The 23347-nt window shown below is 68.9% G+C and carries 4 protein-coding genes and 2 pseudogenes; 3 read left to right on the forward strand and 3 right to left on the reverse strand.

Annotated elements, in window-relative coordinates; genetic code table 11:
- Nucleotides 1–11088: pseudogene (locus H7I41_RS16555) on the forward strand (amino acid adenylation domain-containing protein); the annotation flags it as partial.
- A gap of 72 nt (nt 11089–11160) precedes the next feature.
- A pseudogene (locus tag H7I41_RS16560) lies at nt 11161–11925 on the forward strand (thioesterase domain-containing protein); the annotation flags it as partial.
- Nucleotides 11926–11931: 6 nt separating this feature from the next.
- On the opposite strand, the gene H7I41_RS16565 reads toward H7I41_RS16560, so the two are convergent.
- A complete protein-coding gene (locus tag H7I41_RS16565; RefSeq protein WP_264013691.1) occupies nt 11932–12651 on the reverse strand; it encodes a methyltransferase family protein in 720 nt (239 codons plus the stop codon).
- A 570-nt stretch (nt 12652–13221) separates the two neighbouring features.
- On the opposite strand from H7I41_RS16565, the gene H7I41_RS16570 reads away from it, so the two are divergent.
- On the forward strand, nt 13222–15405 hold the full coding sequence (locus H7I41_RS16570) for an acyltransferase family protein (RefSeq protein WP_264013692.1): 2184 nt from the start codon (nt 13222–13224) through the stop codon (nt 15403–15405).
- Between the two features lie 7 nt (nt 15406–15412).
- Here H7I41_RS16570 and H7I41_RS16575 read toward each other — a convergent pair whose 3' ends face one another.
- The gene (locus H7I41_RS16575) at nt 15413–16234 is read right to left on the reverse strand and encodes a GAP family protein (RefSeq protein WP_264013693.1); all 822 of its coding nucleotides are present in this window, start codon (nt 16232–16234) and stop codon (nt 15413–15415) included.
- Between the two features lie 121 nt (nt 16235–16355).
- The gene (gene pks2 / locus H7I41_RS16580; RefSeq protein WP_264013694.1) at nt 16356–22700 is read right to left on the reverse strand and encodes a sulfolipid-1 biosynthesis phthioceranic/hydroxyphthioceranic acid synthase; all 6345 of its coding nucleotides are present in this window, start codon (nt 22698–22700) and stop codon (nt 16356–16358) included.
- Nucleotides 22701–23347 lie beyond the last annotated feature (647 nt).

Consider the following 23347-nt stretch of genomic DNA (forward strand, 5'->3'; position numbering starts at 1 on the left):
TTGACCGTCAACGGCAAGCTGGACAAGCGTGCACTGCCTGAGCCTGAGTACGGCGACAGCGGTGGTTACCGGGCACCTTCTGATGCGGTCGAGGAGGTGCTGGCCGGCATCTACAGTCAGGTCCTGGGCCTGCAACGCGTCGGAGTCGACGACTCCTTCTTCGAACTCGGCGGCGATTCGCTGTCGGCGATGCAGGTCGTCGCCGCGGCGAACAAGTCGCTCAACGCCGCGATCTCGGTCCGCGACCTGTTCGAGGCGCCCACGGTCGCAGCGCTGGTGAGCCGCCTGGGTGACGGCGGCGGGCGTGCGCCGTTGGTGCCCTGTGAGCGTCCTGCGTTCGTGCCGTTGTCTTTTGCGCAGAACCGCCTGTGGTTCATCGACCAGCTGCAGGGACCGTCGCCGGTCTACAACATGGTGATCGCGCTGCGGCTGACGGGCCGCGTCGACACGGACGCGCTGCGGATGGCGCTGTCCGACGTGGTGATCCGGCACGAGTCGTTGCGCACGGTGTTCGTCGCAGATGACGGAATCCCGCGGCAGCAGGTGCTCCCGGCCGACGCCGCCGACTTCGGCTGGCAGATCGTCGACGCGGCCGGCTGGCCGGTTCACCGCCTGGAAGAAGCGGTCGGCGACGCGGCGCGGCACACCATCGATCTGGCTGTGGACACCCCACTGCGGGCGACCCTTTTCCATGTCGGCGACGACGAGCATGTGTTGGTGGGGGTGGTCCACCACATCGCCGCCGACGGGTCGTCGATTGCGCCGCTGGTGCGCAACCTGGGCGAGGCCTATCTGGCACGCCTGCAGGGACAGGCGCCGGGGTGGCCGGCGCTGCCCGTGCAGTATGTCGACTACACGCTGTGGCAACGGGCGCGGCTGGGGCACCTGGACGACCCGGACAGCCCGATTGCCGCGCAGGTGGCGTACTGGGAGAGCGCGCTGGCCGGATTGCCGGAGCGCGTGGAGTTGCCGACCGATCGGCCCTACCCGGCGAAGGCCGATTACCGGGGCGCGAGCGTGACGGTGGACTGGCCGGCAGACCTGCAGCAGCGGGTGCGCGACGTGGCCCGCGAGCACGACGCCACCAGCTTCATGGTGATGCAGGCCGCACTGGCGGTGCTCCTCGGTAGACTGAGCGCGAGTTCCGATGTGGCCGTTGGCTTCCCGATCGCCGGGCGCAACGATCCCGCTCTCGAGGAGTTGGTCGGGTTCTTCGTCAACACGCTGGTTCTGCGGGTCGACCTCGCGGAGAATCCGACGATCAGCGAATTGCTGGATCAGGTCCGTCGACGCAGCCTCGCTGCATTCGAGCATCAGGACGTGCCGTTCGAGGTCCTGGTGGATCGACTCAATCCGACTCGATCCATGACGCACCATCCACTCGTGCAGGTTCTGTTCGCCTGGCAGAACTTCGCCGGCCGCGATGATGACGGTCTGGACGTCAAGCTGGGAGACGCCACAGTCAGTCAGTTGCCGATCGGCACCCAGACCGCACGGATGGATCTGACCTTCTCGCTCGCCGAACGCTGGACCGACGGTGGTGAGGCCGCGGGAATCGGTGGGGCAGTGGAGTTCCGGACCGACGTGTTCGACGCGTCGACCATCGAGACCCTGATCGGACGGTTGGAGCGGGTGCTGACGGCGATGACCGCCGATCAGCATCAGCACGTGTCCGACATCGTCGTTCTGGGCACCGATGAGCACGTCCGCATCGACGAGTTCGGCAATGTTCCCGTGCTGGCGCTGCCCGCGCCGCCGCTGAAGTCGATTCCCGCTCTGTTCGCCGAGCAGGTCGCCCGTACGCCCGCCGCGGTGGCGTTGTCGTTCGGCGACCGGTCGATGACATACCGGGAACTGGACGAGACCGCCGATCGCCTGGCGCACCTCCTCATCGACCAGGGGGCCGCGCCCGGTGAGTGCGTCGCGGTGCTCTTCAACCGCTCGATCGATGCGATCGTCGCGATTCTCGCCGTGCTCAAGTCCGGGGCGGCATATCTGCCGATCGACCCCGCTCATCCCGACGCGCGTATCGGCCTCGTCCTCGGAGATGCCGCACCTGTCGCGGCGATCAGCACCGCCGGTCTGGCCGATCGGCTGCAGGGCCTCGGCGTCAACGTCATCGATTCCGCGGATCCTCGGCTGGACACCCGAGCCCGGGCAGCGTTACCGCTTCCCGCAGCCGAGGATGTCGCCTACATCATCTACACCTCGGGCACGACCGGTGTCCCGAAGGGCGTGGCGGTGACCCATGGGAACGTGACCCAGCTGCTGGAGTCGGTGGACCTCGATCTGCCGTCCGAGGGTGTGTGGACGCAGTGGCACTCGCTCGCGTTCGACGTCTCGGTCTGGGAGATGTTCGGCGCCTTGCTCAGTGGCGGGCGGCTGGTCGTGGTCTCGGAGTCGGTGGCGCGCTCTCCCGGTGAGATGCATGCGCTGTTGGTCGCCGAACACGTCACCGTCCTGAACCAGACTCCCTCGGCTGCAGCGGTTCTGTCGCCCGAGGGGCTGGACTCGGTTGCCCTGGTGGTCGCTGGAGAGGCATGTCCTGCTGAGCTGGTCGACCAGTGGGCACCCGGGCGGTTGATGATCAACGGCTACGGCCCGACCGAGACCTGGTACACGTCGTTCACCGCGCCGCTGACCGCCGGATCGGATGTCGTGCCGATCGGATCACCGGTGCCCAACGCGGCTTTCATGGTGCTCGACGATCACCTGCAGCGGGTGCCGATCGGTGTCATCGGTGAGTTGTACGTGGCCGGACACGGCGTCGCCCAGGGGTATGTCGGCCGGGGGCCGCTGACGGCGTCCCGGTTCGTGGCGTGCCCGTCCGGCAGGGCGGGGGCACGCATGTACCGGACCGGGGACCTGGTGCGCTGGGGCCCCGACGGACAGTTGCAGTACCTGGGACGCGCCGACGAACAGGTCAAGATCCGCGGCTACCGCATCGAGCTCGGTGACATCCGCACCGCGCTGTCCGGGCTCGACAGAGTGGCTCAGGCGGCGGTGATCGCGCGCGAGGACCGTCCCGGCGACAAGCGGCTCGTCGGCTACCTCACAGGGGACGCGGACCCCGCCGAGGTCCGCGCCGCGCTCGCCGAGCGACTGCCTGCCTACATGGTGCCTGCGGCGATCGTCGTGATGGACGAGCTGCCGCTGACGTCCAACGGCAAACTCGACCGGCGCCGGCTGCCCGAACCGGAGTACCAGGAAGGCGAACACCACCGCGATCCGGTCGACGCCGTACAGGATCTGGTGGCGGGCATCTACGCCCAGGTGCTTGGCGCCCATCGGGTGGGGATCGACGATTCCTTCTTCGAACTGGGAGGTGACTCGCTGTCGGCGATGCGGGTCATCGCCGCCGTGAACAAGTCGCTGAACGCCGAACTGGCGGTGCGCGACCTGTTCGAGGCGCCGTCGGTGGGCCAGCTGGCGTCCCGCGTCGTCGGCACCGGCGACACCCTCGAGCCACTTGCCGTCGCCGAGTCGCGTCCGGCGGAGGTGCCACTGTCCTTCGCGCAGAACCGGTTGTGGTTCCTGGACCAGCTGCAGGGCCCGTCGCCGATCTACAACATGGTGGTGGCGTTGCAGCTCGGCGGTCGCCTCGATGTGGAGGCGCTGCGTGCGGCGCTGGCCGACGTGGTGGCTCGCCATGAGAGCCTGCGCACACTGTTCCCGGCGCGGGACGGTGTGCCCCACCAACTGGTCATTCCCGCCGAGGACGCGGACTTCGGCTGGCAGATCGTGGACGCCGAGGGCTGGAGCACTGAGCGGCTGCGCGAGGCGATCGGCGGCTCGGCTCGATACACGTTTGATCTGGCGGGTCAGATTCCGCTGCGCGCAACGCTTTTCCGACTCACCGACAGCGAACACGTGCTCGTGGGTGTGGTGCACCACATCGCCGCCGACGGTGTGTCCGTCAACCCGTTGGTGGCGGATCTGGGGATCGCGTACCAGGCCCGGCGGGACGGCAGGGCGCCCGAGCGGGCGCCCCTGCCGGTGCAGTATGTCGACTACACGCTGTGGCAGCGCGCACAGCTCGGCGACCTGAACGACACCGGCAGTCCGATCGCTGCTCAGCTGGAGTACTGGGAGGACGCTCTGGCGGGGATGCCGGAGCGGTTGCAGCTGCCCACGGACAGGCCGTACCCCTTGGTGGCGGACCAGCAGGGCGCCAACGTGATGGTGGAGTGGCCGGCGGACGTGCAGCAGCGACTGCGTGATGTGGCTCGCCGGCACAATGCCACCAGCTTCATGGTCATGCAGGCCGCACTCTCGGTGCTGTTGTCCCGGCTGAGTGCGAACACCGATGTCGCGGTGGGCTTCCCGATCGCCGGGCGACGCGACCCGGCCCTCGACGAACTCGTGGGCTTCTTCGTGAACACCCTCGTGCTCCGGGTCGATCTGGACGACGACCCCACCGTCGGGGATCTGCTCGGTCAGGTGCGCGCGCGCAGCCTTGCCGCCTACGAGCACCAGGACGTGCCGTTCGAGGTGCTCGTCGACCGGCTCAACCCGGCGCGATCCATGGCCCACCATCCTCTCGTCCAGGTGTCGCTGGCATGGCAGAACTTCGCAGGCAACGGTGATGCGCTCCAGAAACTGACACTCGGTGATCTCGAGGTGTCTCAGGTGCCGGCGGAAACCCTGACCGCGCGAATGGACCTGTCCTTCAACCTGTCCGAGCGCTGGGGCGAAGCAGGGGAGTACGCAGGCATCGGCGGTTCGGTCGAATTCCGGACCGATGTGTTCGATGCGGCCAGGGTCGAGGAACTGCTCGAGCGCCTGCAGCGTGTGCTCATCGCGATGGCTGCTGATCCGGCGCAACGGGTTTCGGCGATCGACGTCATGGGTGACGCCGAGCACGACCGATTGAACGCGATCGGCAATCGGGCGGTGCTGGTGGAACCGGCGGCGGTGTCCGCATCGGTTCCCGAGGTGTTCGCCGGAAACGTCGCACGCATCCCGGACGCGGTGGCACTGGTCTGCGAGGGCAGGTCACTGACCTATCGCCAGCTCGACGAGGCCGCCAACCGGATGGCGCACCTGCTGATCGGCCGCGGGGTGGGCCCAGGGCGGATCGCGGCGCTCCTGCTCGACCGCTCCGCAGAGGCGGTGGTGGCGATCCTGGCGGTCTTCAAGGCCGGAGCGGCCTACCTGCCGATCGACCCTTCGGTTCCGTCCTCGCGCCTCGAGTTCATCCTCACTGACGCCGCACCCGCTGCGGTCCTCACCACGGCGGACCACAGGTCGCGGATCGAAGGATTCGACGTGCCCGTCATCGACGTCGACGAGCCCTCCGTCGCAACCCATCCCAGCTCGGCGTTGCCGATGCCGAGCGCCGACGATCTCGCCTACATCATCTACACCTCCGGCACCACCGGTGCCCCCAAGGGCGTCGCGATCACCCACCGCAACGTCACCCAGCTGCTCAGCTCCCTGGACGCCGGTCTGCCGCAGCCCGGCGTGTGGGCGCTGTGCCATTCACTGTCATTCGACTTCTCGGTGTGGCAGATGTGGGCCCCGCTGCTGGGCGGTGGGCGGCTGGTCGTGGTGCCCGAGGCGGTGACCTCGTCGCCGGACGACTTCCACGCCACTCTGGTGGCCGAGCAGGTGAACGTCCTGACGCAGACCCCGTCGGCGGTCGGCATGCTGTCGACGGAAGGTCTGGAGTCGGCGGCGCTGGTCGTCGGTGGCGAGGCGTGCCCGCCGGAGGTCGTCGACACCTGGGCTCCGGGGCGCGTGATGGTCAACGCCTACGGCCCGACCGAGACGACGATGTGTGTGGCGATCAGTGCGCCGCTGGCGGCAGGGTCGGGCGTGGTCCCGATCGGTTCGCCCGTGCCGGACGCGGCGTTGTTCGTCCTGGATCCCTGGATGCGGCCGGTGCCCGAGGGCGTGGTCGGTGAGCTCTACGTCGCGGGCGGCGGCGTCGGCGTGGGATATGTCGGCCGTAGGGGATTGACCGCATCGCGTTTCGTGGCCTGCCCGTTCGGTAAGCCGGGAGCGCGGATGTACCGCACCGGTGACCTGGTGAGCTGGGGCACCGACGGCCAGTTGCTGTACATGGGCCGCGCCGATGAGCAGATCAAGATTCGTGGTTTCCGCATCGAACTCGGCGAGATCCAAGCCGCTCTGGCCGCCATCGACGGCGTCGAACACGCCGCCGTCATCGCCCGCGAGGACCGTCCCGGTGACAAGCGCCTCGTCGGGTACATCACCGGCGACGCCGATCCGGCACAGACGCGGAACGCACTGACCGAGCGGTTGCCCGCCTACATGGTGCCCACCGCGGTGGTGGCGCTGGAGGCGCTGCCGCTGACGTCGAACGGCAAGCTCGACATCCGCAAGCTGCCGGCCCCGGACTACGCGGCCGGCGCGCAGTACCGGGCTCCCGAGAACGCGGTCGAGGACGTCCTCGCCGGGATCTATGCCGACGTGCTCGGCGTCGAATCCGTCGGTGTCGACGACTCGTTCTTCGACCTCGGCGGCGACAGCATCATGTCGATGCAGGTGGTGGCCCGTGCTCGGGCCGTCGGACTGAAGTGCCGGGCGCGAGACGTCTTCGTGGAGCAGACAGTCGCACGGCTCGCCCGCGTCGTCGGCGTCGCCGACGGGTCGGCGGCCATCCTCGACGAGGGTGTGGGGACCGTGGTGGCGACCCCGATCATCCGGTGGCTCGAAGAGGTCGGCCGCGGTGTCGACCAGTTCAACCAGACCGTCGTCGCGCAGGCGCCCCAAGGGGTCTCGGACGCCGACGTGTTCACCGTCGTGCAGGCGTTGCTGGACCGGCACCCGATGCTGCGACTGAAGGTGGTCGACGGTGGACGTGCACACGGCTGGCGGCTCACCGTCCCCGAGGCCGGTGCGGTCCGCGCCGAGGACTGCCTGTTCGCGGTCGAGGCCGTTTCCGACGAGGTGATGGTCGCGGCGCGGATGCGGCTGAATCCGGCGAACGGAGTGATGCTCAGCGCGGTGTGGGAGCGCTCCACGAGCCGCCTGGCGCTGGTCATCCACCACCTCGCCGTCGACGGTGTGTCGTGGCGGATCCTGATGGAAGACCTCAACATCGTGTGGGCGCAGCGCCACAGTGGGCAGCCCGTGATGCTGCCGGCCCCAACCACTTCGTTCGCGCGGTGGTCGTCGCTGCTGGCCGAGCACGCGCGGTCACCGCAGGTGGTCGAGCAGGCCGACAGCTGGCGGCGGATCCTGACCGCGCCCGCGGCGACGGCGCAGGCAGATGTCGAAGCGGACACACTGGCGAGCGCAGGCCACCTGGTGATGTCACTCGACAGCGACACCACCCGGATGCTGTTGGGCGAGGTGCCCGCGGCGTTCCACGCCGGCGTCCAGGACATCCTGCTGGTCGCCTTCGTGATGGCGCTGTCGGAATACCTCGGCGGACGGGGAACCGCGGTCGGCGTCGACGTCGAGGGTCACGGGCGCGACGACGACCTGGCCTCGGACGTGGATCTGTCCCGCACCGTCGGCTGGTTCACCACGAAATACCCTGTCGCGCTCACCGTCGGCGAACTGCAGTGGTCCGAGGTGACGTCAGGCGGCGCGGCGCTCGGGTCGATCATCAAGGACGCCAAGGAAGAACTGCGCAGGATGCCTGACGGCCTGACCTACGGGCTGCTGCGCTACCTCAACCCCGATGTCGATCTCGACGGCGCGGAACCCACGGTCAGCTTCAACTACCTCGGACGCCTCGGATCGTCGGCGCCCAGCGGAGAGGACGCAGCGGCGTTCTGGCAGATCAGCCAGGACGGCATGGCGTCGATCGCCGCCGCCGCCGCGGTGCCGATGCCCCTGCCGCACACGGTCGCCCTCAACGCCGGCACCCTCGAGACCGACAGCGGCCCGGTCCTGCACGCGGACTGGATCTACGCCCCGTCCGTGCTCGACAGCGGTCAGGTCGGCACGCTCAGCCGGCTGTGGTTCGAGGCCCTTTCGGGAATCTGCGCGCACGTGCGCAGTGGCGGAGGCGGCCTGACGCCGTCCGACATCGTGCCCGCCCGGCTGAGTCAACGCCAGATCGACGAGCTCAGCTCAGAAGCCCGGATCGCGGACATCCTGCCGCTGCCTCCGCTGCAGCAGGGACTGCTCTTCCACGCCCGGGCCGCCGACGGGCCGGACGACGACGTCTACGCGGTCCAGTTGGTCTTCACCCTGGCCGGCGCGCTGGACACCGGGCGCCTGCGTGACGCGGTGGCGGCCGCGGTCCGCCGGCATCCCCACCTGGCCGCGCGCTTCTGCGACGGATTCGACGAACCCGTGCAGGTGATTCCGGCCGAGCCGCAGGTCCCCTGGCGCCTCGTCGAATTGCACGCCGCCGACGAAGCGGAGATCGACGAGATCTGTGCCGCCGAACGCGCCGCGGTCGGCGACCTGGCGGACGAGCCGGCCTTCCGGGCCGCGCTGATCCGCACCGCCACAGACGAATACCGGTTCGTGCTGACGAATCACCACATCCTGATGGACGGGTGGTCGCTGCCGATCCTGATGCGGGAGATCTTCGCCGGCTACTTCGGGCAGCGGTTGCCCGCCGCCCCGCCGTACCGCAGGTTCGTCACCTGGCTGGCCGAACAGGACCGCCACGCCGCCGAGGCGGCGTGGCGCGAGATGCTCTCGGGCTTCGACACGCCGACCCTGGTCAGCTCGGCCACTCGCCTCGACGCCGCGGAACGAAGGGTCTCGCGGTTCGTGCTGCCGGAGGACATCACCCACGCGATCACCGGACTGGCGCGCTCGCACCACACGACGATCAGCACCGTGCTGCAGGCCGCCTGGGCGCAGATGCTGATGTGGCTGACCGGTCAGGACGACGTGGTCTTCGGCGTCACCGTCTCCGGCCGGCCCGCCGAACTCGCCGGCGCCGAGTCGATGGTCGGTCTACTCATCAACACCGTCCCGGTGCGCGCCCGCATGAGCACTGCGACCACGACGGCCGAGCTGCTCGAGCAATTGCAGCGCGACCACAATGACACGCTCGATCATCACCACGTCGCACTGAGCGACATCCACCGCGTGACGGGTCACGAGGTGCTGTTCGACACCCTCTTCGTCTTCGAGAACTTCCCGATGGACTCCTCGGCGGCGATGAGCACCGAGGACTTCGCGATCACCGACGTCGTCACCCGGGAGTACACGCACTATCCGCTCACGGTGCAGACGAGCCCGGGCGACCAGCTCGGCGTGCGGATGGAGTTCGACACCGGCGTGTTCGATGCGACGGCGGTCGAGGCGTTGGCGGCGCGGTTCGAGCGGGTGCTGGCCGCGATGACCGCCGACCCGACGATGCGCTTGTCGTCGGTCGACCTGCTGGCCGCCGAAGAGCGGGCGCGGATCGACGAGATCGGTAACCGCGCGGCGGCGGTCCAGCCCCCCGCGCCGGGACGGTCGCTGCCCGAGTTGTTCACCGAACAGGTGGCGCGCACACCGGATGCGGTCGCGGTGCGCAGCGGTGAGCGGTCAATGACGTACCGGGAACTCGGCGATGCGGCCACGCGGTTGGCGCAGGTGCTCTCGGCTCGCGGGGCCCGCGCGGGAGAGCGCGTCGCGGTGTTGCTCCCGCGTTCGGCCGACGCGGTGGTGGCGATCCTGGCGGTGCTCGAGTCGGGGGCGGCGTACGTGCCGATCGATCCGTCGCAGCCCGACGCCCGGTTGGCGATGATCCTCGCCGATTCGGCTCCGGTGGCGGTCATCGCCACGGCGGCGGCACGGGCCCGGCTGGCCGGTCACCATGTGGACGTCGTCGACGTCGACGACCCGGCAGTCGCCGCGGCACCGGTCGCCGTGCTGCCGGCCCCTGCGCCCGACGACATCGCCTACCAGATCTACACCTCGGGTACCACCGGTGTACCGAAAGGTGTTGCGGTCACGCACCGCAACGCGGTCCAGTTGCTCGAGTCGCTGCCTGTCGACCTGCCGCGTGCCGGCACCTGGACGCAGTGGCATTCGTACGCGTTCGACGTCTCGGTGTGGGACATCTTCGCTCCCTTGCTGGGCGGAGGTCGGCTGTTGGTGGTGCCCGAGGCCGTCGCGGCGTCGCCGGAGGACTTCCACGCACTGCTGGTCGACGAGCAGGTCGACGTGCTGAGTCAGACACCGTCGGCGTTGGGGATGCTGTCACCGGACGGCCTGGATTCCCTTTCGTTGGTGGTCGCCGGTGAGGCGTGCCCGTCAGAGCTGGTGGATCGTTGGGCGCCCGGACGGGTGATGGTCAACGCCTACGGCCCCACCGAGGCAACCGTCTACGCCGCGACGAGCCGGGCGCTCACGGCGGGCTCGGGTGTGGTCCCGATCGGGTCGCCGGTGCCCGGCGCGGCGTTGTTCGTGCTGGACCGGTGGATGCGGCCGGTGGCTGCCGGAGTGATCGGTGAGTTGTACATCGCCGGAACGCAATTGGCGGTCGGATATCTTCGCCGCGCGGGTCTTACGGCGTCCCGGTTCGTGGCATGCCCGTGGGGGGCGCCGGGGTCGCGGATGTACCGGACCGGGGACCTGGTCCGGTGGGGCGCCGATGGGCAGCTCCAATACCTCGGGCGCGCCGACGAGCAGGTGAAGATCCGCGGTTACCGCGTCGAACTGGGGGATGTCCAGGCCGCACTGGCCGGCCTGCCGGGCGTGAGCCAGGCCGCGGTGGTGGTACGAGAGGACCGCCCGGGAGACAGGCGGCTGGTCGGTTACGTGACCGGCACCGCCGATTCGGCGACGGCGCGCGCGCAACTGGCCGAACGGCTGCCGGCCTACATGGTGCCCGCGGCGGTGGTGGCGCTGCAGGCGCTGCCGTTGACCGTCAACGGCAAACTCGACGCCCGCATGCTGCCCGCGCCGGAGTACCAGGACCGCGGTCGGTACCGCGCCCCGGGGAACCCGACCGAGACGGCCCTGGCCGAGATCTACACGCAGGTACTCGGTGTCGAGGCAGTCAGCGTCGACGATTCCTTCTTCGAGCTGGGTGGTGACTCGCTGTCGGCGATGCGTCTGGTGGCGGCGGTCAACAAGGAGTTCGACACCCACATCGTCGTGCGGACCCTCTTCGAGGCGCCGACCGTGGCGCAGTTGAGTCAGCGGTTGGCGGGCGACGAGCACGAGCACGAAGCAGAGGTGGTGCCCGTCGACATCTTCAAGGACGGCAGCGGCACGCCGTTGTGCTGCATCCATGACGGTTTCGGGCTCAGCTGGTCCTACCGGAGCCTCGCGACGTACCACGACGGACCGGTCATCGGCATCAACCAGGTGCCGTCGGCCGGCGAGGCCGAGCCGGACTCGATTGCCGGCATGGCGGTGCTCTACGCGGACAGGATCCAGGCGTTGTACCCGTCGGGGCCCTACCAGCTCCTGGGCTGGTCGATCGGTGGCGTCATCGCGCACGAGGTCGCCATCGAGCTCCGGCGGCGAGGGGCAGTGGTGGAACGGCTGATCCTGCTCGACCCGGCCCTCACCCCGGTCGCGGCGTTCCCGACGCGCCGATCGCTGGACAAGAGCCGGATCTTCGAGAAGATCGTCGCCGCGAGCAAGTCCGAGGTTCCCGTGCGGTCCAGGCAGCTGGTGTTCCAGCGCGCGGCGGAGCTCATGGACGAGGGCGACGGCGGGCAGCGCGAGCTCCCGCTGCCGCTCGAGGGCATGCTCGGACTCATGGCACGGTCACTCGACGCCAACACCAGACGGCTCAGGAGGCATCGGCCCGGTGTCTTCGACGGCGACGCGGTCGTCTTCGTGGCTGTGCAACGCGAAGGTCTCGGCAAGATGTTGCCGGGCTTCCAGGCGAAGATGGCGAATGAAGGCCAGATGCGACGTTGGCGCCGCAACGTGGCCGGCGACATCAGCTCGGTGCCGGTGGAGTGCACCCACCACACCATGCTCACCGAGGAATCGCTGAAGCTGTACGGCGAACAGTTGAGGGAGGCGCTCGACAGCTAGGGGCCGCTAGGTGTCGAGCGCGAAGGGCGCCCGGCCGTGTTCCCTGTGCTCCCTGCGCAGGGGCAGCAGGCGGCACGGCACCTTCTGCATGTACGCGAGGTAACCGTCCAGTTCGTGCTCGAGGAGTTGCTCCTCGTCCCTGATACGGATCTCGACGGCGACGACGCACGGGATGAGGAACACGAGACCCCAGAACGACCCCAGGGTGAGGGGGATGCCGAGGATCGTGATCAGGTAGCCGGTGTACATGGGATGCCGGACCAGGCCGTAGACGCCCGTGGCGACGACCTTTTGACTGTCCTCGATGTGCACGGTGGTGGCCGCATACGTGTTCTGGAACATCACCAGCGTGACGAGGGCGGAGCCGAGTGCCACGAGTACGGCGCCGACCAGCGATATCTCGGTGGCGAGCGACGACCAGCCGAAGCGATGGTCGAGCGCGGAGAACACCAACATGGCGAACAGCGACGGCCAGAAGACGGCCATCGCCACCTTCTGCGCCGGCCTGGTCTCCGCGGCCGGACCGCCGCGCATCCGTCGTTCGAGCGCTTCCGGGTCCTTGACCAGGAGATAGACGCTGGGCAGCCAACCGGAGAACCCGAACAACACGAGCAACAGGACCCACGCTTGCCAGTAGTCGACGGTTCCTGCCGAAAGGAAGAGCAGACCTCCGAGCAGACAGGGCTGCGCAACACCTGCCACCAGCAGTTTCACAACAGATTTCACTATTCCTCCTCAGGCGGCGGGCAAGGCCGCCGGTTTCACAACGCTGTGACTCCCGTTCCCCCTGATGCATCTGTTGCTAGCCCACCGCGTCCCCTTCATTCCCAGCGATGAGAGCCTGTTTCTTCTCGCGAGATAATTTTGCCAAAGTTTACGTAGCGTGCGTTGTGCGGTGGCGTATTCGGCGAAAGTCGTGTCGCCTGTGGCCGAGGTGTCGGTCTCATCCGGTCGCGACCGGTGTCCATCTACACTCTCGGGGCGCCCCCGAGTCCTCATCCGCCGTGAGATTGCGGGGCTCGCAAAGCGCCGTGGCCGCGTCGGGCCTGTGTCCCCTCGGGGCGCCGTCAGGTATGACGACACTCGGCCCCGGTTCCTGTAGATGCACGTCGGGACGCTGAAGCTGATCATGGTCTTGCTTGCTGAGGAAAGTTTCGAAGCAGCTCATGGTGGCGAAATCGCGTCGACAAACGTAGCTGTGCGGTACCTTCTTCTCACATTCGATGATCGAGGAGACCACGGAACTCGAATCGAATCGGCTGAACCGGGGGGTGCGGCTTGAGTGGATCGGTCCGCGTGGGCTCCACGCGAGGAGCGCACCGGCTGCGCCCGGCAAACATCGGGTTCCGACCGGACATCGAAGGTCTACGAGCGGTCGCGGTGCTGGCCGTCGTTCTCTTCCACGCCCATGTGCCCGGCGTGGGCGGCGGATACATCGGAGTCGACGTCTTCTTCGTCATCTCGGGATTCCTGATCACCCGACTGCTCTGGCGAGAGGTGAGCACCTCCGGCACCGTGCGGCTGCGGCGGTTCTACGGCGCGCGAGCCCGACGGTTGCTGCCGGCGTCGGCCACGGTGGGAATCGTGATCGCGGTGGCCTCGGCGCTGTTGCTGCCGCCGTTGCAGGCGAAAAGCGTCATGGTCGACGCTGTCGCGAGTGCGCTGTACGTCGGCAACTATCAGTTCCTGCTGCAAGGCGTCGACTACCTCGCCGCGAACCTGCCGGTGTCCCCGTTCCAGCACTACTGGTCTCTCAGTGTGGAGGAGCAGTTCTACTTCGTGTGGCCGGCGCTGATGATCCTCGCGGCATGGCTCGTTCGTCGTGCACGACGACGCAAAGCCGCCGTCGAGGCGCCGTCGGCGAGGCCCTACATCGCACTTCTCGCTGTGGTCGCCATCGCATCGTTCGCCCTGTGCTGGGCGGTCAGCCATCTGTTGCCCGCGGTCGCATTCTTCTCGCTGCCGACGCGAGCCTGGCAGTTGGCCCTCGGCGGCCTGGTCGCGCTGACGGCCGGGCGCTGGAGCGCACTGCCGCCCGTGGTTGCGTCGTTGTTGGGATGGACGGGCCTGGCCGTCGTCGTCTTCGCGTGCACGGCGTTGAGCACATCCACCCTGTATCCGGGAACCGCTGCGCTGTTACCGACACTGGGCGCAGCGCTCGTGATCGGCGCCGGATGTGCCGTGCCGACGCAGGGTTGCGGCCGGGTGTTGGCGTCGTCGCCGATGAGGGCGATCGGACGCCTGTCCTACTCCTGGTACCTGTGGCACTGGCCCGTACTGCTGCTCGCGCCGCTGCTCACCGGCCGGCCCCTCGGACTGTCGGGCACCGTCGCCGCGGTGCTCGTCTCAGCGGGGCTGGCGGTGCTGACACTGGTGACGATCGAGAACCCGATCCGGTACTCCACCCGCCTGCGCGGCTCTCCCGGCGGGAGTCTCGCGCTCGGCGGCGCCGCCACCGCAACGGCGGTCGGCGTCGCGATCGCGCTGCTCGTGGTCATTCCCGCCCCCGTCGGGAGTGGCGCCCCGGTCGGCGCGCTGACCGTCCAGGTGACACCTCTGGCCCCCGACGACACTCCGGACGGCCACGAGGCTGCGGTCCGCGCGGCGTTCGCCCAGGTGCAGGGCGCCGTCTCCGAAGCCGTGGAACGGAAGGACGTCCCCTCCAATCTCGACCCGCCACTGGCCGAGGCGGCAGCCGAGGGCAGGGACATCTACCTGGACGGCTGCATGCGCACGTTCCTCGAAGCCGGACAGCCGGACTGCGTCTGGGGCGACCCGGCGTCGACCACGACGGTGGCCCTGGTCGGAGACTCGAACGCCGTCATGTGGGCACCGGCGTTCCAGCGGCTGGCCGAACAGCGCCGCTGGCGGCTGACCGTCATGGGCAAGGCGAGCTGCCCACTGATGACACTTCCGATCTCCGCCACGTACCTGCAGCGCGTGTACACCGTGTGCGAGCAGTGGCGCGAGCACGTCATCGGACGGCTGAACGCAGAGCGCCCGCAACTCGTGGTGGTGGGCATGTGGCGGCGTTACGGCGCCGTCCACGAGTACGGCGGCGGCCACGGCTGGCTGTCGGCATACGAGTCGTACAGTCCGCAGTGGATCGAGGGGCTGGGTGACCTCGTGCGGCAGGTGCACGGCATGGGTTCGAAAATCCTTGTCCTCGGCCCGATTCCGGACCCCCGCACCCTGGTGCCGACTTGCCTGTCGGGTCATCTCGACGACGCGACGGCGTGCGCGCCCGCGACATCGGCGGCGGTGAATCAGTCCGGCATCGCGCGGGAGTCGGCATCCACACAGATCAACGGCGGCGACTACGCCGACCTCACCGAGCTCTTCTGCACCGAGAGCAGGTGCCCGGTCATCGTGGGCAACACCCTGGTGTACTTCGACGCCACCCACGTGACCGCGGAGTACGCCGGATCCCTCGCACCGGTGATGGGTGCGTTGGCAGACCGCGCACTGGCCGGGAGCTGAGCGCGGATCAGCCGAGGATCTGTGCGCCGGTCGCCAGCATGAGGACTCCGATGATCCCGAAGATGGTCACGATCAGGGGGCGCCAGTGCGCGCGCGTCCAGTCGTGCAGCCAGCGCAGGAAGACCTCGGTCTTCGTCGGGGTGACCACGTAACTCAGCAGCATGATCTCGATGACGGTGAGCGTCCCGAGCACGTACGCGGTTCCCGCGATCAGTTGGGTGCTGAGCGCGACTCCCGCACCGAGGATCGCCGTTATCACGATCAACATCCCGTCGGCCGGCGGCCCGGTACCCAGACCCATCACCAGGGCCACCCACAGGGAGTCACCTTCCCAGAGCCTGCGGACGCGCGCGACCAGCCGCTGCCACCAGGACTCGCGCTCCGCTGAAGCGACCCTGGTGCGACGTGTCAGCGTGGACACCGAGGAATCGTCGGATTCAAGAGCCAGAGGAGAGGTGCTGAAACTCTGGACCGAACCCTCCGCCCGGTGCCGTGCTCTCGGCGGACGGGCGCGCTTGCGCATCAGAGGGCGCAACGCGATGAACAGTGCGACGGTGAGTGCGAGCGCGCCCACCACCAACTGTATGTAGCGGACGGTGCTGTTCGGCCCCGGCGCGGCCAGTACGTCCACCTCGGCCTTCAAGGCGGGCGTCAGGTTGACCACCAACAGGGGGAGGAGCAGGGCCGGGAGGCCGATGATCAGGCAACCCACCCAGAAGACGATCAGGTTCTGCAGAGGGCGGGGGCGGGAGATCATCAGCAGGACCACCCCGAGACGCACCGGGTTGATCGCGGTCACGAGCGCCGCGAACAGCACTAGGCTCCACATGCAGCGACTCCGACTCTGCTACCGGCTGTTGGCACCAAGGACCTTCCGTCGTCTGATCGAGTGCTGCGGATGGACCGGCGGCGTACACCCGCGCCGGCTGGACGCGAGTGTCGCCGTCCGATCACGCGGCAGCCACCGGCACCAGCTCGTCGTGCAACATTCCCGCCAGGTCCCGGACGGTCGTGGTCATGTCCTTGGGACTCACCCGTACCCCCGTCTCGCTCTCGATGCGGGTGCGCAGTTCGAGGGCGCCCAGCGAGTCCATGCCGTACTCCGCAAGCGGACGGTCGGGGTCGACGCTGCGACGCAGGATGAGACTGACCTGGTCGGAGATCAGCCGCCGCAGCCGGACCGGCCACTCGTCGACCGGCAGCTCATCGAGCTCGGCGCGGAACTTGCTGGTGCCCGAACCGTTCTGCCCGGTCGAGCGGAACGCTTCGGCGAAGGGGCTGTGTGCGGCGAACGCCTCCAGCCACGGTGCGCCCATGATCGGCGCGTATCCCGTGTAGGTGCGGTCGTGGCGCAACAACGCCTCGAACGCGTAGGCGCCCTCCTCGGGTGCGATGGCCACTCCGGCGCCCTCCGCCAGCGCGGTGCCCTGCCCGATCTCGCCCCATGCGCCCCAGGCGATCGAGATGGCAGGGAGGCCCTGCGCGCGCCGCCACCGGGTGAACGCGTCCAGCCAGCTGTTGGCCGCGGCGTAGGCGCCCTGCCCGGGCGAGCCCACCAGGGCGGCGGCCGAGGAGAACGAGCAGAACCAGTCCACTGGCTGGTCGAGGGTCGCGGCGTGAGTGTTCCACGCGCCCTGCACCTTTGCGGACCAGTCATGCTCGAGGAGCTCGTCGGTGATGTTGGCCAGCGTGGCGTCCTCGATCACCGCCGCCGCATGCAGGACGCCGCGCACCGGGAGCCCGCCGGCGGTGGCCGTGTCCACCAACCGCTGCGCCGTCCCCGGGTCGGCGATGTCGCCGGACTCGACCACCACATCGGCGCCGCCCGCGCGCATCCGCTCGATCGCCGCGGTTGCATCGGGTGTGGGCGCCGACCGCGACGACAGCACGATCCGCCCGCAACCGGCGGCGGCCATCCTCTCCGCGAGGTACAGGCCGAGCCCGCCGAGGCCCCCGGTGATGACGTACGCACCGTCGCTGCGGAACACCGGTACCTGAGCCGCCGGAACCACCACGCGGCTGCGCCCGATGTGAGGGATCTCGAGCACGAGCTTGCCGGTGTGCTGCGCGCCGCTCATCACCCGGATCGCCGTCGCCGTCTCGGCGAGCGGGTAGCGAGTGCATTCCGGCATCGGCAGGGATCCGTCCGCGGTGAGCTGATACACCGTCTTCAGCAGCTCCCGGATCCGACCGGGATGGCTCACCGACATCAGTGCCAGGTCGACCGCGTAGAACGAGAGGTTGCGGCGGAACGGGAACAGTCCCAGCCGGGTGTCGCCGTAGATGTCACGCTTGCCGATCTCGACGAAGCGGCCGCCGAAGGCCAGCAGTTCGAGTCCTGCGCGCTGCGCGGCCCCCGGGACGGAATTGAGGACGATGTCGACGCCGTATCCATCGGTGTCGCGACGGATCTCCTCGGCGAAGTCGGTGCTGCGGGAATCGTAGACATGCGCAATCCCCCTGTCCCGCAGCAGTTGTCGTCGCTGTTCGCTTCCCGCGGTCGCGTAGATCTCTGCGCCGGCAGCGCGGGCGATGGCGATCGCCGCCTGACCCACTCCGCCGGTGCCCGAGTGGATCAGCACCTTGTCACCGGCCATGATCCGCGCCATGTCGTTGAGCCCGTACCAGGCGGTGGCGGTCGCGATGGTCAATGCGGCGGCCTGCACGTCACCCAGCCCGACCGGCAGCGTCACCGCCAGATTGGCGTCGCAGGTGATGTAGGTGCCCCAGCAGCCGTTGGCCGACAGCCCGCCGACATGGTCGCCGACCTTCATGTCGGTCACTCCCGGTCCGACCGCGGTGACCACGCCGGCGAAGTCGATGCCCAGCTGCGGCAGCTTCCCGTCGAAGGCGGGGTAGCGGCCGAACGCCACGAGCACGTCGGCGAAGTTGATGCTGGACGCGTTGACCGCGACCTCGATCTGGCCCGGTCCCGGCGGGACCCGGTCACACGTCACCAGTTCCGCCGACTCGAGGTCGCCCGGAGTCCGGATCTGCAGGCGCAACCCGACGCCCTCGAGGTCGGTGGTGGCCGTCTTGCGCTCCTCGGGGAGCAACGGGCTGGGAGTCAACCGCGCGACGTACCACTGGCCGTTCCGCCAAGCCGTCTCGTCTTCTTCGGTGCCGCTGAGCAGTTGCTGCGCGAGGTGCTCGGCGTCGGCCGTCTCGTCGACGTCGATCTGCGTTGCGCGAAGGTGCGGGTGTTCGGTGCCGATGACCCTCATCAGGCCGCGCACGCCGGCCTGCTCCAGGTTGAGCTGGTCGTCGGCCAGCACCGCCTGCGCGGCGCGGGTGACGACGTAGAGGCGGGGTGGCTCCCCTGGCGCCTCGGGCAACTCGCGCGCGATCCGCACCAGGTGCTGCACGTGGTCGCGGCCCAGCTGCGGAGCCCTGTCCCCGGACTGGCCGTCGTTCGGTCCCGTGAGGATCACCACCCCGTTGAGTCCGCCGCTGCGCAGGTGGTTCTTCAGCTCATCGGCGCTGTCGCCGAAGCTGCCCTGCTGGGGCCAGGCCATCGTGGTGCATTCGGCGCCCCGGGTCTTGAGCACGTCGGTCAGCGTGGTGGCCACCACGTCCGCGGTCGGACTGGTGCTGATGAGCAGCCAGGTGCCGCCGTCGGCGTACTCCCCGACCTCGGGCAGCTCCCGGTGTCGCCATTCGACGGTCAGGAGTCGCTCGGCGAGCAGCCGTTCCGGCCGGTCGTGCTCGGAAGCGCCGGTACCCAGCTCCAGGCCCTGCACCGCGAGGATGACGGCGCCGTGCTCGTCGAGGATGTCGATGTCCGCCTCGACTCCGGAGGTGTCGGCCTTCGTCACCCGGGTGTAGCAGAAATGGGCTTTGCGGGCGGTGCCGTAGGCGCGAAGCCAGCGAATCCCCAGGGGCAGCCCCAGCGCCCCCTCGCCGAGGGCGCGAACCAGCGGATGAGCCTCGACGGACTGGAAGCAGGCGTCCAGCAGAGCCGGGTGCACCCCGTAGGCGTCCTGTTGCGAGCGGATCTGGCGGGGTAGCGCAACCTCTGCCAACACGGTGTCGGACGCCTCGTCGCCGGTGTGCACGACGACAAGACCCGAGAAGGCCTCGCCGTACTGCATCCCGCGCTCGTCCATCCGCCGGCGCACGTCGTCGCCGTCCTCCAGTGCCGGATGAGCGGCCAGCAGCGCGGCGACGTCGTGCGCAGCGGGGTGCCCGTTCTGTGCGACCTGCAGGACCGCGGAGGCCTGTCGTGACTGCTCGCCCGCCTGGTTGGTCTCGACGGTGAACTCGGCGGTTCCTGGCGAGGACACCGATGCCGCCGCACCGATCGTGGTCTCCTCGTCCAGCAGCAGCGCCTGCTCGAAGCGCATGTCCCGGACCTCGGCTTCGTCACCGAGGACCGTGCGCGCCGCCGCCAGGGCCATCTCGCAATACGCCGCGCCGGGGAGCACAGCCACATTGCGGACCTGGTGATCGCCGAGCCAGGGCTGCGCGGCGGTGCCGACCTCGCCCTGCCACACGTGGCGCTCGGGTTCCTCCTGCAGACGGACGTGCTCGCCGAGCAGCGGATGCACGGAGACGGTGCGGGCGCCGTGTGTCGAGGACTCCTGCACGCGCCCGGTCAGCCAGTGCTGGCGGTGGGTCCATGTCGGCAGCGGCGCGTCCACCAGCCGGCCGGCCGGGCAGAGCACGGAGAAGTCGACTGCCGCCCCCGCGCTGTGCATGTCCGCCATGAATCCCACCAGCCCGTGCGGCATCGCTTGTTCGCGGCGCATCCCGGCCAGCGCCGCGAGCGGGACATCCACGCTCTCGGCGATCTGATTGAGGGCGCGGACCAGGAGGGGATGCGGCGAGAGCTCGGCGAAGACGCGGAAACCGTCCTCGAGAGCAGCCTGCACCGCCGTGGCGAACCGCACCATGCGACGGCAGTTGTCGGCCCAGTAGCGGGCGTCGAACGCCGGCTGGTCGCGGGGATCGAAGGAGGTGGCCGAGTAGAAGGGGATCTCGGGAGTCATCGGCGTCAGATCTCCGAGGGCGTCCTTGAGCTCACCGAGGATCGGGTCGACCTGAGGCGAGTGGAACGCGACATCGGTCGGGACCTCGCGGGCCATCACGTCGCGCTCCTCCCAGGCAGCGACGAGTTCGTGCACCTTCTCGGCGGCGCCCGCGATGACCGTGGACTGCGGCGATGACACCACGGCCACCACGACGTCCTTGATCCCGCGCGCCATCAGTTCGGAAAGCACCTGCTGGGCCGGCAATTCGACCGATGCCGTGGCGCCGGCGCCGGCGACCTTGCCCATCAGCCGGGAACGACGGCAGACGACGCGCGCACCGTCCTCCAGTGAGAGTGCACCGGCGACGACCGCTGCCGCCGCCTCGCCGAGCGAGTGCCCGATCACCGCGGCCGGGCGTACGCCGTGTGCCTTCAGGGTGGCGGCCATGGCGACCTGCATCGTGAACAGCGTCGGTTGCACCTGGTGCTGGCCGGTGACGGTCTGCAGCGCCGACATCGCCTCGGTCACCGAGAATCCCGACTCCTCGGCGATGACGGACTCGACTTGCGCGACGGTCGCGGCGAACACCGGTTCGGTCGCCAGCAACTGCGCACCCATCCCCGCCCACTGCGAACCCTGACCGGAGAACACCCAGACCGGCCCTCGATCGTCGCGTCCGACCGCGGCCGGATACGGGGCGTCACCGTCTGCGATCGCGCGTAGTTCCTCGGCGAGTCCGGGCTTGGTGTTCGCGATGACCGCGGTCCGGACCGGCCGGTGCGCGCGGCGGCGCGCCAGTGTGTAGGCCAGATCGGGTAGCTCGACGTCGTCATGGGCGGTCACCCAGTCGGCGAGTCGGCCTGCGGTGCGGCGCAACTCGTCCGCCGATGTGGAGGAGAGCGCGAACAGCAGCGGCGCCGTTGCCGATGAGTCGGAGCCCCCGTGCTGTGCTGTGTCGGCCCCGGTTTCGGGGGCCTGCTCGAGGATGGCGTGAACGTTGGTGCCCGAGACTCCGTACGCCGACACGGCCGCCCGCCGGGGTGCTCCGCCATTGGTCGGCCACGGCGTGTTCGCTTGCGGGACGAACAGTTTGGTCTCGATCTCCGCCATCTGGTCCGGCAGCCGGTTGAAGTGGAGATTCTGTGGGACGACGCCACCCTGCAGCGAGAGCACCGCCTTCACCAAGCCGAGTGCGCCGGACGCCGACTGGGTGTGGCCGAAGTTCGTCTTCGAGGACGCCAGTGCGCACGGACCGTCGATGCCGTAAACCTCGGCCAGGCTGGCGTATTCGATGGGATCACCGGTCGGGGTGCCGGTACCGTGTGCCTCGACCATGCCGACACTGCTCGAGTCGACCCCGGCGGCGGACAACGCATCTCGGTAAGCGGTGACCTGAGCGGTCCGTGACGGTGTCGCGATGTTGACCGTGCGGCCGTCCTGGTTGGCGGAGGTGCCGCGGATCACGGCGAGGATCCGGTCACCGTCTCGCTGCGCCTCCGAGAGCCGTTTGAGCATCACGACGGCGCAGCCCTCACCGGCCACGAAGCCGTCGGCCTCCACGTCGAACGTGTGGCACCGACCGGTGGGGGAGAGCATTCCCTCTGCCGATCCGGCCGCCCACTTGCGGGGGTCCAGCGCCAGTGCGACGCCACCGGCAAGGGCGAGGTCGGTCTCGCCCTCGTGCAGGCTGCGGCAGGCCAGATGCACGGCCGCCAGGCCCGAGGAGCACGCGGTGTCCACCGTGAGGGCGGGACCGTGCAGGCCGAGGGCGTAGGCGATCCGGCCCGATGCCAGGCTCGGATTGTTGGCGATGAAGCCGTACGGCTTCTCGACGGCGCCGGCCTCAGCGGCCACCAGCTGATAGTCGTTGTGGGTCAGTCCCACGTACACACCGGTCAGTGAGTCGGCCACAGCCTCGCGGTCGAGTCCGGCATGTTCCATCGCCTCCCAGGAGGTTTCGAGCAGCAGCCGGTGCTGCGGGTCGCTGACGGTCGCTTCGCGCTCGCCCATCCCGAAGAACTCGGAATCGAAGCCTGCGACATTGTCGAGGAATGCACCCCATTTCGACACAGAGCGACCCGGCACCCCGGGCTCAGGGTCGTAGAAGTCGTCGGCATCCCAACGGTCGGACGGGATCTCCGTGACGAGGTCGTCACCACGCAGCAACGCCTCCCACAGCCGCTCGGGGGAATCGATGCCACCTGGGAGTCGGCACGCCATCCCGATCACAGCCACCGGGGTGACCGGACCTCTGCCGCCTTGGCGCGCCGATACGGGCGAATCCGCTTCCGGCAGGAAATCTTGCCCGGTCTCGGGTGTAGTCATTCTTCCCCTTGCAAACGTTGCCGCGGTCCAGCCGGAGGCCGAGCCGAATCCCCAGTGCTACTAACGGCACAGTAGCCGCCGTGGAATCGCCGGAGTTCTTCGCGGGCGGGTCCGGTGTGCGTCAGCAAGCAGTAGATCAGCAACGTTAATTGCGCGCACGTCGAGTTGTCTCGCGATCGGCGCAATCCACGGCCGAGGCGGCGGTGGGAACGATCTTGAATTTCCCGGTACTGGTACCGGCGTCTCGATCGACGTTCGCTGTCCGGCGAGCTTAATCGGTGTCCCCGGGGCGTGGCCCTGATTCGGTCATTCGCGACGTGACGTCGTGGGGGTACGGGCGCACGGACCGCCCGAAACGCCGTGCAGCAGCACCTACGCGGACATCGCGGAGGCGACGCGCGGCACGCCGTGGACGCAGGATCCGTGCCCGGCCAAGGTCGTCCGGCGGTGCCGGGCCCGATGTCGCCGCTTCGGGCAGAATTGTTTGCCTTACATGCCGATGAACGGCGTTGTCCCTCCAAGAGGCTGATAGAAGCGGGCTCTACGGCATTGCAGAAATTGCCCATTTCCGCGCAGTTGCACGCACCCGCCGAGCAAACCGGCCAACCGGCCATGCCGTGCGCCGCCGACAGACGGGCTCGGTATCA

The sequence above is a fragment of the [Mycobacterium] manitobense genome, from assembly GCF_025821665.1.
GTDB classification, from domain to species: domain Bacteria; phylum Actinomycetota; class Actinomycetes; order Mycobacteriales; family Mycobacteriaceae; genus Mycobacterium; species Mycobacterium arseniciresistens.